This is a genomic window from Mannheimia sp. USDA-ARS-USMARC-1261 (assembly GCF_000521605.1).
Lineage (GTDB): Bacteria > Pseudomonadota > Gammaproteobacteria > Enterobacterales > Pasteurellaceae > Mannheimia > Mannheimia indoligenes.
The window spans coordinates 1,537,423-1,550,722 of the sequence record NZ_CP006942.1 but is presented as its reverse complement, the minus strand read 5'-3'; the positions used below and the strand labels follow the sequence as shown (position 1 = coordinate 1,550,722).

At 39.9% G+C, this 13,300-nt stretch carries 10 protein-coding genes; 4 read left to right on the top strand and 6 right to left on the bottom strand.

Translation table 11 applies throughout. The features are described from left to right. Window positions 1–8: 8 nt before the first annotated feature. Together fadD and upp are read left to right on the top strand one after the other, a co-directional pair. Window positions 9–1,700, top strand: coding sequence for a long-chain-fatty-acid--CoA ligase FadD (gene fadD / locus X781_RS07400; protein WP_025236253.1), 1,692 nt, complete (start codon window positions 9–11; stop codon window positions 1,698–1,700). 23 nt (window positions 1,701–1,723) lie between these two features. Further along, window positions 1,724–2,353 (top strand): uracil phosphoribosyltransferase, encoded by a 630-nt coding sequence (gene upp, locus X781_RS07395; RefSeq protein WP_025236252.1) that lies wholly within the window; start codon window positions 1,724–1,726, stop codon window positions 2,351–2,353. Between the two features lie 80 nt (window positions 2,354–2,433). On the opposite strand, the gene rsmA is transcribed toward upp, so the two are convergent. The 6 genes from rsmA to hemA form a co-directional block, all read right to left on the bottom strand. After that, window positions 2,434–3,300, bottom strand: a complete 867-nt coding sequence (gene rsmA, locus X781_RS07390; protein ID WP_025236251.1) for a 16S rRNA (adenine(1518)-N(6)/adenine(1519)-N(6))-dimethyltransferase RsmA — start codon at window positions 3,298–3,300, stop codon at window positions 2,434–2,436. A 60-nt stretch (window positions 3,301–3,360) separates the two neighbouring features. Continuing rightward, window positions 3,361–4,305: a peptidylprolyl isomerase gene (locus tag X781_RS07385; protein ID WP_025236250.1), complete on the bottom strand. Its 945-nt coding sequence runs from the start codon at window positions 4,303–4,305 to the stop codon at window positions 3,361–3,363. A 75-nt stretch (window positions 4,306–4,380) separates the two neighbouring features. Further along, window positions 4,381–4,929, bottom strand: coding sequence for a bifunctional pyr operon transcriptional regulator/uracil phosphoribosyltransferase PyrR (gene pyrR / locus X781_RS07380; RefSeq protein ID WP_025236249.1), 549 nt, complete (start codon window positions 4,927–4,929; stop codon window positions 4,381–4,383). Window positions 4,930–4,933: 4 nt separating this feature from the next. After that, entirely contained in the window at window positions 4,934–6,361 is a 1,428-nt protein-coding gene (gene hldE / locus X781_RS07375) for a bifunctional D-glycero-beta-D-manno-heptose-7-phosphate kinase/D-glycero-beta-D-manno-heptose 1-phosphate adenylyltransferase HldE (protein ID WP_025236248.1), read from the bottom strand. Window positions 6,362–6,551: 190 nt separating this feature from the next. Beyond that, on the bottom strand, window positions 6,552–8,075 hold the full coding sequence (gene der, locus X781_RS07370; RefSeq protein ID WP_025236247.1) for a ribosome biogenesis GTPase Der: 1,524 nt from the start codon (window positions 8,073–8,075) through the stop codon (window positions 6,552–6,554). Window positions 8,076–8,230: 155 nt separating this feature from the next. After that, window positions 8,231–9,538, bottom strand: a complete 1,308-nt coding sequence (hemA, locus tag X781_RS07365) for a glutamyl-tRNA reductase (RefSeq protein WP_025236246.1) — start codon at window positions 9,536–9,538, stop codon at window positions 8,231–8,233. Between the two features lie 259 nt (window positions 9,539–9,797). On the opposite strand from hemA, the gene relA reads away from it, so the two are divergent. Together relA and ispC are read left to right on the top strand one after the other, a co-directional pair. Continuing rightward, complete coding sequence (gene relA / locus X781_RS07360; RefSeq protein ID WP_025236245.1) at window positions 9,798–11,996, top strand: GTP diphosphokinase; 2,199 nt, start codon at window positions 9,798–9,800, stop codon at window positions 11,994–11,996. 104 nt (window positions 11,997–12,100) lie between these two features. Further along, the gene (gene ispC / locus X781_RS07355; RefSeq protein ID WP_025236244.1) at window positions 12,101–13,291 is read left to right on the top strand and encodes a 1-deoxy-D-xylulose-5-phosphate reductoisomerase; all 1,191 of its coding nucleotides are present in this window, start codon (window positions 12,101–12,103) and stop codon (window positions 13,289–13,291) included. Window positions 13,292–13,300: the final 9 nt, after the last annotated feature.

Here is a 13,300-nt window from a genome sequence, read left to right as displayed (position 1 = left end):
AGACTAGAATGGAAAAAATATGGTTTAAGAATTACCCTCCCTATTCGCCAAAAACAATTGAAACGAATCAATATGAATCGCTGGTTGAGATGTTTGAAGCGGCAATAAAGCGTCACCCGGATATTCCAGCTTATATTAATATGGGGCAAATTCTGACTTTTCGCAAATTAGAAGAACGTAGCCGTTCTTTCGCTGCTTATTTGCAAAATGAATTACGTTTACAAAAAGGCGATCGTATTGCATTAATGATGCCGAATTTATTGCAATATCCGATTGCATTATTCGGAGCATTGCGTGCCGGATTGATAGTAGTAAACGTTAATCCGCTTTATACACCGCGTGAATTAGAGCATCAGCTTAACGATAGCGGAGCAAAGGCGATTGTGATTGTCTCCAACTTTGCGGCTACCTTAGAAAAGGTGGTGTTCAACACAAATATTAAACACGTTATTTTAACCAGAATGGGAGACCAGCTCTCATTTGGTAAACGTACTTTAGTTAATTTCGTCGTTAAATATATTAAAAAATTAGTGCCTAAATATAAGTTACCTCACGCTGTCAGCTTTAGGGAAGCATTAAGTATTGGCAAACAAAGACAATATGTCAAACCGAATATTGTAAGTAGCGATCTTGCCTTTTTACAATACACGGGCGGTACAACAGGCGTAGCGAAAGGGGCAATGCTAACGCATCAAAACTTAATTGCAAATATGATGCAGGCAAAATGGATTGTTGATCCTTTATTGAAAAATTCGCCAAACTTAATTGGTACAGTGCCTTTACCGCTTTATCACGTTCTTGCGTTATCTTTAAACTGCTTATTATTCCTTGAACTAGGTATTACAGGCTTATTAATTACTAACCCTCGTGATATTCCTAGTTTCATTAAAGAGCTGAAAAAATATAGAGTATCAATTATTACGGGTGTGAATACATTATTTAACGCCTTACTCAATAATGAAGCATTTAAAGAGGTGGATTTCTCAAATTTGAAACTCAGTGTGGGTGGAGGAGCGGCTATTCAGTCTAATGTAGCAAAACGTTGGCACGATTTGACAGGGTGCCACATTATTGAAGGTTACGGAATGACAGAATGTTCACCACTTATTTCTGCAACACGAAGTGATTCTGTGGAATATTCAGGCTCAATTGGCGTGCCTGTACCCAATACGGATATCCGCATTGTAGATGATGAAGGTAACGAACTCCCACTTGGTGAAAGAGGAGAGCTATTGGTTAAAGGTCCTCAAGTAATGCAAGGTTATTGGAATCGTCCTGAAGATACTGCTCAAGTATTAAAAGACGGTTGGATGGCAACAGGCGATATTGTCGTAATGGGTGAAGATCTCAATTTACGCATTGTCGATCGCAAAAAAGATATGATCATTGTATCCGGTTTTAACGTTTATCCAACCGAAATTGAAGAGGTGATTTCACAAAATCCTAAAGTGAATGAAGTCGTTGCTATTGGTATACCGAGTGAAGCTTCTGGCGAAAGTATTAAAATTTTTGTAACGAAAAAAGATGAAAGTTTAACCCGTGATGAACTTCGTAGTTACTGTCGCCAATTCCTAACGGGTTATAAAATTCCACGTGATATTGAGTTTAGAGATGAACTACCAAAAAGTAATGTTGGTAAAATTCTTCGCCGTGTATTAAGAGATGAAGAATTAGCAAAATCAACGGTTAATAACACTTAAATTATTTAATTAAGGAGCTTACAATGAAAATTGTTGAAGTAAAACACCCACTGGTAAAACATAAATTAGGTTTAATGCGTGAGGCGGAAATCAGCACAAAAGATTTCCGTGAGTTAGCCAACGAAATTGGCAGTCTTTTAACTTACGAAGCAACCAAAGATTTAGAAATGGAAACAGTCGAAATTAATGGCTGGAGCGGTAATACAATTCCTGTCGAGCGAATTAAAGGCAAAAAAGTTACTGTTGTGCCAATTTTGCGTGCGGGTTTGGGGATGATGGACGGTGTGTTGGAACATATTCCAAGTGCCAGAATCAGTGTGGTTGGGATTTACCGTGATGAAGAAACGCTAAAACCTGTTCCATATTTTTCAAAATTAGCGAATGATGTAGCTGAACGTTTAGCTATTATTACAGACCCAATGTTAGCAACGGGCGGTTCAATGGTTGCAACTATTGATCTACTGAAAAAAGCAGGCTGTAAACACATCAAAGTATTAGTATTAGTTGCTGCCCCAGAAGGGATTAAAGTGCTGGAAGAAGCACACCCTGATGTGGAACTCTACACTGCATCAATTGATAGCCACTTAAACGAAAAAGGATATATCATTCCAGGCTTAGGTGATGCCGGTGATAAAATTTTCGGTACGAAATAGTTTTTAAATTGCCATATAAAATACAAGCGGTCATATTTTGTAAATTTTTTACTCAATATGACCGCTTGTTGTTTTACTTTTTAATAATCTTCATCAACTAATTCTTCTGATGTATCAATAGCCGGTGGATTTTCATATAACCAGTTAGCCAAACGAACATAGTCGGCAATGGTGAGATTCTCTGCACGAGCAGTTAAATCAATGCCTAATGCTTCTAACTGTTCTGCACTAAAGAGAGTAGAGAGGGCATTGCGTAATGTTTTGCGACGTTGGTTAAAGGCTTGTGTGGTTACACGGTTGAGCCAATAAACATCTTTAGCAGGATACGGCAGTTGATTGTAAGGCATTAAGCGTACAACGGCTGAATCCACTTTCGGTGCAGGTTTAAATGCCGTCGGCGGTACTTCAAGCACAGGAATTACTTGACAGTAATATTGAGCCATAATGGTTAATCTGCCGTATGCCTTGCTGTTTGGTGCGGCACATAAACGTTTTACTACTTCTTTTTGCAGCATAAAGTGCATATCTTTAATCAGATCGTGGAACGTTAATAAGTGGAAAATTAATGGCGTAGAGATGTTGTAAGGCAAGTTACCGAACACACGAACAGAATCTTTTCCTAAATTTAGGCTTTCAAAATATTCACGGAAATTAAAACGTAATGCATCTTGCTCAATAACTGTCAATTTTTGATTTAAGAAAGGGTGGTGGCGTAAACGTTCAGCCAAATCACGGTCAATTTCCACTACAGTGAGTTTATCAACTAATTCTGCAACGGGTTCTGTTAATGCCGCTAAACCCGGACCAATTTCTAATAAAAATTCGTCTTTTTTCGGGTTAATTGCCGACACAATGCCGTGAATGACATTCATATCGTGTAAAAAGTTTTGCCCGAAACGTTTACGAGCGGTATGACCTAAATGTTTTTTTGAATTTTGTGAACTCATTATTATCCCTTTTGAAATAAGAAAAGAACCCCGCTAGGCGAGGTTCTTGTTATTTTTTAATTATTGACCAACGTATTGGATATTTGCGGTTTTTCTTAATGCTTTAATCCAATCTTTCGAGGCTTCTTCTGCTTGTTTATTAACAAGTTGCTGATAAGCTCGTTGGTGGTAAGCATCTTCAGTTCTGTCGCCATCACGAATATCGGTTACTTTTAAAGTATGCCAACCAAATTGTGATTTAAATGGTGCAGAAATTTGATTTGTTTTCATCTTAGAGGCTACTTTTGCAAAGGCAGGATCGTAGATCTCTAAGAAGTTAAAGCCTAAATCACCACCGTCTGCACCTGATGCATAATCCATAGAATTCGCTTTTGCTGCTTCTTCAAAAGTTGTTTTGCCAGAGTTAATATCGGCAATTAAGCTATTTAATTTCGCTTTGGCTTGAGCATCGTTTAAAATTGGGTTTGTTTTTAACAAAATATGGCTCACACGATGTTCTTTGCCAACTACCGTTTTTAATTTACCCACTGCTTTATCTTTCGCCATTAATTCGTTTGCTAATGCTTGAACTTGTTGAGGAGCAACTTGAATGGTTTTTCCAATGCTGATATGGCGAACCTGCTCCATTGCCATTTGTTGAGCAATATTGCGTTTAAATTGTTCTAAAGTAATACCTTGATAATCTAACGCATCTAATAATTGACCGTAGGTAATACCATTCTGGATAGCCACATTTTCAACCGCTTGGTTTACTGCTGCCGGGCTGATTTTCACATTAGCCTCTTTCATTGCTTGTTGTACAAGCATATCGTCAATGACTTGATCGACGGCTGCACGATGAGAGGCTTCAGTTACTTTTTTCTTGCCAAGCATACGCTGAACTTGGCTTTGCATTACAGGGGTATCATTTACTAACGCAACTACACGTTCTTCAAAAGCGTGAGCAGTTTGGGTAAGACTTATTGTTGCAATCGCAACAGCAAACAATGATTTTACTAATTTCATTTTTATAACAATCCTAATGGAGATAATAAGTAATCTTTTCCTTAGAGATAAGTTTATCGAAAAGGTTCACTTAAATTAAGTACTTTCTTTATCCGTTGCAGGAACTAAGACCACTTGATTGATGCCGTCATAAGAGAAGGTTTTTACCTGAATTTGCTCATTTTTTGCAGTAGGGATATTTTTTCCTACATAATCAGCTCGAATTGGCAATTCTCGATGACCACGATCTACTAAAATAACCAATTCAATTCTGGCAGCTCTGCCAAAATCAAGCAATGCATCTAAGGCGGCACGAATAGTTCTACCCGTAAACAGTACATCATCAACCAAAATCACTTTTTTATTGTTAAGATTGAGTTGATTTTCTGCTCCGGTAAATACAGGATCTTGATAGATTAAATCCAAATCATCACGATAGAACGTAATATCCAATGCCATATTCGGCAATTGGATTTGTGCTAACTCTTCAATTCGCTTTTGAATAAGTTCTGCAATTTCAGCACCACGACGTTTAATGCCAACAATTACGACATCTTGTAAATCCCCGTGCTTTTCAATAATTTGATGGGAAATACGAGAAATAATCCGCTGAAATTGCTCTGTATCAATAATGATTTTTTCCATAACACTATAATGATTGAATTTTCTTAATCACATTCGTTGTAGAACAACCGTTTTCAAAGTTTAGCACCCGAACATCTCCACCGTTTGCCCATACTTCTTGGCTACCTGCGATTTCTTCAGGTTTATAATCGCCACCTTTTACTAATAAATCAGGCAAGATTTCACCAATTAAACGTTGCGGTGTATCTTCATCAAAAGGCACTACCCAATCCACAGACGCTAAGCCGGCTAATACAGCCATACGAGCATCTAAATCATTAATTGGGCGAGCTTCGCCTTTCAAGCGTTTAACCGAATTATCGGTATTCACTGCCACAATTAAGCGGTCGCCTAATTTGCGTGCATTTTCTAAATAAGAAACGTGCCCCGGGTGGAGAATATCAAAACAACCGTTTGTCATTACGATTTTCTCACCACGTTTTTTTGCCTCTAACACAATAGCTTTTAGCTCTTCTTCGGAGACTACACCAAAGCCTGTCGTGGCTCGTTGATGAATGGCATTTTCTAATTCAACAGGACTAACGGTTGATGTGCCAAGTTTGCCAACCACAACACCAGCTGCTGCATTGGCTAAATAACAAGCTTCTTCGTAAGCTCTACCATCAGCAATCGCTGTAGCTAATACGCTAATTACGGTATCTCCCGCACCAGTTACATCATAAACTTCTTTTGCTTGAGTTGGTAAGTGATAAGGCTCTTGATTTGGACGAAGTAATGTCATTCCTTTTTCTGAGCGAGTAACTAGCAAGGCAGAAAGCTCAAAATCAGCAATCATTTTCAAGCCTTTAGCCACGATTTCATCATCATCTTTACAATGCCCAACAACGGCTTCAAACTCCGACATATTTGGGGTAAGTAAGGTTGCACCACGATAACGCTCGAAATCTGTTCCTTTCGGATCAATTAACACAGGTACATTAGCCTTGCGTGCAATTTGGATCATCTGCTGCACTGATTCAAGCGTGCCCTTACCGTAATCCGATAAGATTAACGCTCCGTAAGCGGTAATTTCTTGCGAAAGTTTTGCAAGTAGGGCAGTTGAATCAACATTTTGAAAACCTTCCTCAAAATCTAAGCGTAATAATTGCTGATGACGAGATAAAATCCGCAATTTCGTAATAGTTGGGTGTGAATCAATTGCGACACAATGATTTTGGATATTATGTGAATTAAGTAACGTATCTAAAGCACGCCCGGCATCATCTTGACCAATTAAACCGTGAAGGGCAACTGGCACACCAAGGCTCGCAATATTCATTGCTACGTTTGCAGCACCACCTGCACGCTCTTCAATATCTTGCACCTTAACGACTGGCACAGGTGCTTCCGGCGAAATACGATTTGTCGCACCAAACCAGTAACGATCTAACATTACATCGCCTAGTACTAGAACTTTAGCATTATTAAATTTTGGAGAGTATTGCATCATCATATAGAAATCCTTTGATATTTCACCCTCGCCCCTTGTGGGAGAGGGACAGAAATTTACTTCGTGCAGAAGTAAATTTCAGGGAGAGGAAAGTGCAAAATTTTCATAAAAAATAACCGCTTGCCTCTCTCTGAAAAATGTTTCTGTACGAAACATTTTTCGGTCTCTCTCCCAAAGGGCGAGAGAGCATAATTTATTTCTTACTTTTCTTAATAAACTTCATCAAACGTTTACGTTTACGCAGTTGGTTTGGCGTCAGTTTATTTTTCTTGCCCGCAAATGGGTTATTCCCTTCTTGGAATAAAATGCGAATTGGCGAGCCGATAATTTTCAAACTCTTACGGAAGTAATTGCTTAAATAGCGTTTGTAAGAATCCGCTAATTTTTCTACCTGATTGCCGTGAATTACAATAATCGGCGGATTATAACCACCCGGGTGAGCATATTTTAATTTCACTCGGCGACCGTTTACCAATGGAGGTTGGTGTTCATCTGCTGCCATACGCAAAATACGGGTCAGCATTGAGGTGGACGTTTTTTGGGTGGCACAAGCGTAAGCCTCTTTCACCGAGTCAAACAAATTACCCACACCGGAGCCGTGTAATGCAGAAATAAAGTGCACACGGGCAAAGTCGATAAAATCTAAACGGCGATCTAATTCTGATTTCACTTGATCTTTAATATCTTGCGATAAGCCGTCCCATTTGTTTACTACAATTACAAGTGAACGACCTGCATTTAAAATAAAGCCGAGTAGCGATAAATCCTGATCAGAAATCCCTTCACGAGCATCAATGGTTAAAAGCACCACATTGGCATCTTGAATGGCTTGTAAGGTTTTGATGACTGAGAATTTTTCAACCGCTAAATTGACCTTGCCACGTTTACGCACGCCGGCGGTGTCGATAATAGTATATTGCTGACCATCACGCTCCATTGGAATGTAGATAGAATCACGGGTCGTGCCGGGCATATCGTAGACGACAACACGTTCTTCGCCTAAGATACGGTTAGTGAGGGTTGATTTGCCTACGTTTGGTCTGCCGACAATCGCAATTTTGATGTTTTTATCTTCAATGGACTCTTCAGCATCTTCTTCCAATGCTTCATCTAATAATGCGGTATCTTCTTCATTGTCGAAGTCGAAATCAGTATCCCATTCGTCAGCTGCTTCATCATTTGCAAAACTTTCATCGTTTTCGACCGCTTGATCTGCATTTAGCTGTTCGCCAAGTGGAGCAAGCACTTGCTCGATAAGTTGTGTTACGCCACGCCCTTGAGCGGCAGCGATTTGTTCTACTTCGCCTAAACCGAGCTGATAAAACTCTGCACAGTGAGAGTCAGCATCAATACCGTCTGTTTTATTAGCAACCACCACAGTGGTTTTTTCACGTTGGCGTAAATATTGTGCGATGCCAATATCCGCAGGCAATAAGCCGGCACGGGCATCGACTAAGAAAAGCACTACATCAGCTTCTTCAATCGCGAGTAGCGATTGTTCTGCCATTTTTTCTTCCACACCTTCTTCTGTGCCATCAATACCGCCTGTGTCGATCACGATAAAATCATAGCCCGCAATATTGGCGTGTCCGTATTTACGATCGCGGGTTAAGCCTGGAAAGTCTGCTACTAACGCATCTCGGGTACGGGTTAAGCGGTTAAATAAGGTAGATTTACCTACATTTGGTCTGCCAACTAGGGCAACAACAGGAGTCATTTTTTATCCTCTAAATTCAGTGATTTGCAATGTGTTGCAAAAATTGGCTTATTATAGCGGAAATTTGAGGAAAGTTAAAATCAGAAGAAAGGATAAGAAATATAGATTGGCGTGGGGACGCACAGCGTGCGTCCGAAATTTAACTTATAGGTAAATTATTCCTCCAACCTGAGAGCTTTAGAAAAACTTTGCAAGCCCGTTGAATTTCCACTTTTTGCCATAGATTGCAAGGCTTGGGTTGGAGCGTGGAGCAGTTGGTTTGTTAGTTTGTAACTTAATTCACTCAAAACACGTTGGCTATCTTGCCCTTGATTTATTGCTTGGAGAGCTTTCTCTAATAACTCTTGGCGGATTTGTTCCGCATCTTGGCGATAGCGTTTGATAAGATCACTTGACTGCTGCTGCTTTAACCACTCAAAGAAGGCTTTGCTCTCTTCTTTGACGATTTCAGCCGCTTGTTTCGCCGCTTCTTCTCGCTGAGCCATATTGCGTTGAATGATATTTTGTAAATCATCCACACTATAAGAATAAACCCCATCTAATTCGCCGGCTTTTTCATCAATATCACGAGGAACAGCAATATCAATGAGCAACAGTGGGTCAAATTGACGTTGTTTCTGAGCAAATTCAACCATCTCTTTTGTAATTAGCATATCAGGGCTACCGGTGGAACTAATGACTACATCCGCTTGGTTTAAGCCTAATTGCAATGCACTCAGTGAGAGAATTTGCATCGGGGCATTTAATTTTTCTGCCAACATTTCTGCTCGAATATGAGTACGGTTTGCTACCATAATATTTTTCGCACCGTGTTGAATTAAATAACGAGCTACTAATTCAATGGTTTCGCCCGCACCAACAAGCAAGAAGCGTAATTTGCCGAAATTATCGAAAATTTGGCGAGCTAAACCACAAGCAGCGTAGGCAACAGAAACTGCTTGGCTACCAATTTCGGTTTCAGAACGCACGCGTTTTGCCGTTGCAAAGGTACGTTGGAATAAGCGAGAGAGCTTTGTAGACATCGTTTTGCGATGTTGTTGGTAAAAATCTTCGCTATATTGATAAGCTTGTTTTACCTGTCCTAAAATTTGAGGCTCACCTAAAATGAGAGAATCTAAACCGCTTGCCACTTTCATTAAATGGTTAGCCGCTTCTAAATTTTGTTTGAAATAGAGGCATTCACGTAGTTCATTTTCATCAAGATGATGAATTTGAGCAAACCATTGGAAGCATTGTTCTCGCCACTGAATATTTTCCTCGCTCTCTTCACGAGGAGAAATATTAGGCTGGTGGAAATAGAGTTCGGTGCGGTTACAGGTAGAAAGAATAACAACGCTTTCGGCTAATCCGCTTTCTTGAATTTGAGTAAGAGCGAGATCACGTTTGTCATCAACAAATGCGACTTTCTCTCTTAAACCCACAGAAGCGGTTTTATGATTAATCCCTAAAGCTAAAATTGTCATTGTTTCCCACAGAAAAGATAAAATTTAAAAATAAAAACGCAGTCATTTTAATCAAGAGAGAGATGTCGTGCAAATGATTGTGTTGATAGGTTTGATTTATCACAAGGTTGATACCTCTTAAGGAGTAATTTAAGTGGTAAGCTATATGCTAAATTTTTATAAAAAGGGTAAATTTTTTCTGAAATTAGACGTATAATTACACTCCATATCAAGCGATAACAAGCGGTCTGATTTTGACGAAAATTTACAAGGAGGCTTTATGGTAGCAATTCGTTATTCCCACCAACTTGATCCAAATAATTTTGAATTAGCAAGCTGGTGTGCGAGTCTGAATATGTCTCCTGTAACGAGTGAACGCATTCAACACGCTTGGGATTACGCTCAAGAAAAGCTCGATGCCGATTACAGTTTGATGTGGTATGGCATTGAGATGGTAGAAGTGTTACACGGCTTAAATATGGACGATGACAGTCTGGTTGCAGCACTTTTATTTCCGCTTGTGAAGCATAACATTATTGATCTTGTTCAATTAAAAGAAGATTTCAATAATCATATCAAAAACCTAGTGAAAGGCGTGCTGGAAATGGAAAATATCCGCCAGCTCTCTGCTCACAATGTATCTGATTTACAAATTGATAATATCCGCCGTATGTTGCTGGCAATGGTAGATGATTTCCGTTGTGTAGTTATCAAACTTGCCGAACGAATTGCTTATTTGCGTGATGGCAGCCATCACACGGAGGAAGATACGGTATTAGCTGCCAAAGAATGCTCCCACGTTTATGCTCCACTTGCCAACCGCTTAGGCATAGGGCAACTTAAATGGGAGCTGGAAGATTACTGCTTCCGCATTTTACACCCTGTCTCTTACACTCAAATAGCGAAGTTTGATTTAGGTGAACGCCGTGTGGATCGTGAACGCTATATTGCAAATTTTGTAGCAAATTTGACCGCTTGTTTAGCGGGTGAAATTGATAATGTGCAGATTTATGGTCGTCCGAAACATATCTACAGCATTTGGAAAAAAATGCAGAAAAAGCGTCTGAGATTTAATCAGCTTTTTGATGTGCGAGCCGTACGCGTGATTGTGCCAACTTTAGAAGATTGCTACACGGCATTGGGCATTATTCATACTAAATATACCCACTTGCCGGAACATTTTGATGATTATATTGCTAACCCAAAACCTAACGGCTATCAATCATTACATACCGTTGTATTAGGTGAAGGCGATAAAACCATTGAGGTGCAAATTCGCACCCAAAAAATGCACGATGATGCGGAGCTTGGCGTGGCGGCTCACTGGAAATACAAAGAAGGAGCAACCGCAGGGCGTTCAGGCTACGAAGAAAAAATTGTGTGGCTACGAAAATTGCTTGAGTGGCAAAACGATCTTGCCGATTCTGGTGATATGGTGGCAGAAATGCGGACACAAATTTTTGATGACCGTGTTTATGTCTTTACGCCAAGAGGCGAGGTAATCGATCTACCACAAAAAGCAACACCGCTGGATTTTGCTTACGCAATTCATAGTGAAATAGGGCATCGTTGTATTGGTGCAAAAGTAGCCGGGCGAATTGTGCCCTTTACTTACCATTTACAGATGGGCGATCAGGTTGAAATTATCACGCAAAAAGAGCCAAACCCAAGCAGAGATTGGCTCAATCCAAATGCAGGTTTCGTTAATACCAGCAAAGCTCGTTCAAAAATTATTGCGTGGTTTAAGAAATTAGATCGTGAAAAGAATATTCCGATTGGTAAAGAAGCTCTTGAAGCTGAAATGGAGAAATTTGGCTTCACGCTCAGACAAATCGAGGAATACGCACTGCCTCGCTATAATTTAAAACAATTTGATGATTTATACGCAGGTATTGGTGGCGGCGATATTCGTCTGCATCAATTAATGCACTATTTGCAATCAAAATTAATTAAACCAACGGCTGAACAAGAAGATGAGGCGGTACTAAAACAGGTTAATAAAAACAACAACCAGCCAAAACCAAGTAAAGGTTATGTGGTTGTTGAAGGGGTGGGGAATTTGATGCATTCCATTGCTCGTTGTTGCCAGCCGATTCCGGGAGATGAAATTTTAGGCTATATCACGCAAGGACGGGGTATTTCTATTCATCGTGCGGATTGTGAGCAATTACACGAATTGTTGAATGCAAATCCGGAACGTGTGGTGGAAGCTGATTGGGGTGAAGGTTATGTTTCAGGCTTGAGTTTGACTATTCGTGTGATTGCAAATGACCGTAACGGTTTATTACGAGATGTGAGTGCGATTATGGCGAATGAAAAAGTAAACGTGTTAGGCGTTTCGAGCCGAACGGATGTCAAACGAAGCCTTGCAACTATTGATATGGAAATTCAGCTCAATAATGTTGCGATTTTAAATAAATTATTAGCCAGAGTATCGCAATTAGATGATGTGATTGAGGCAAAACGACTTTCAAGCTAAATACAAGCGGTCGTTTTTTATAAAAATTTTGCAACCGTATAATTGGTAATCCATATAATTAAAATGTAGGGGTGAAAAATCCCTATTAAATACAGAGAAACGTAATGAAAAAATTAGTGATTTTAGGCTCAACAGGTTCTATTGGTAAAAGCACATTATCGGTAGTTGAGCATAATAAAGAACAGTACGAAATTTTTGCCTTAGTCGGCGGAAAAAATGTTTCGTTAATGACCGAGCAATGCCAACAATACAAGCCGATTTTTGCTGCAATGGACGATGAAAAAGCAGCTCAAGAATTGAAAACAGCGTTAGCAAATTTAGGTATAAAAACCGAAGTATTAGCAGGGCAGAAAGCGATTTGTGATCTTTGTGCTCACGCTGATGTGGATATGGTAATGGCAGCAATTGTGGGGGCGGCAGGCTTATTACCAACGCTTTCTGCGGTGAAAGCAGGCAAGAGAGTGCTACTGGCGAACAAAGAATCTCTTGTTACTTGCGGGCAGATTTTTATTGATGAAGCTCGCAAATCCGGTGCGAAATTACTCCCTGTAGATAGTGAACATAATGCGATTTTCCAATCGCTACCGCCTGAAGCTCAAGAGAAAGTGGGCTTTTGCCCGCTTGCAGAGTTAGGCGTAAGCAAAATTATTTTAACAGGATCGGGCGGTCCGTTCCGTACTAAGCCATTAAATGAATTTGATGCGATTACACCTGCTCAAGCCGTTGCTCACCCAAATTGGTCGATGGGGAAAAAGATCTCGGTCGATTCTGCCACAATGATGAATAAAGGTTTGGAGTACATTGAAGCTCGTTGGCTGTTTAATGCAACGGCAGACGAGATGGAAATTATTATTCACCCACAATCAATCATTCACTCAATGGTACGGTATATTGATGGTTCGGTTATTGCTCAAATGGGAAATCCTGATATGTGTACGCCGATTGCACACACTATGGCATATCCAAACCGAATTAATGCAGGTGTGTCGCCACTTGATTTCTTTAAATTAAAAGAGCTGACTTTTATTGAGCCTGATTTTGCTCGTTATCCGAACTTAAAATTAGCGATTGAGGCTTTTGCCGAAGGGCAATATGCAACTACGGCGATGAATGCGGCAAATGAAGTTGCCGTTGAGGCGTTTTTAAATGGGCAAATCCGCTTTACCGATATTGTAAATGTAAATCGAACAGTGGTGGAAAATATTGCGCCAATCCAAATGAAAGAAATTGCAGATGTATTGCATATTGATAAGCTCTCCAGAGAATTAGCAAAACAAGCGGTTCTCCAATTCTAATTAGAAAAA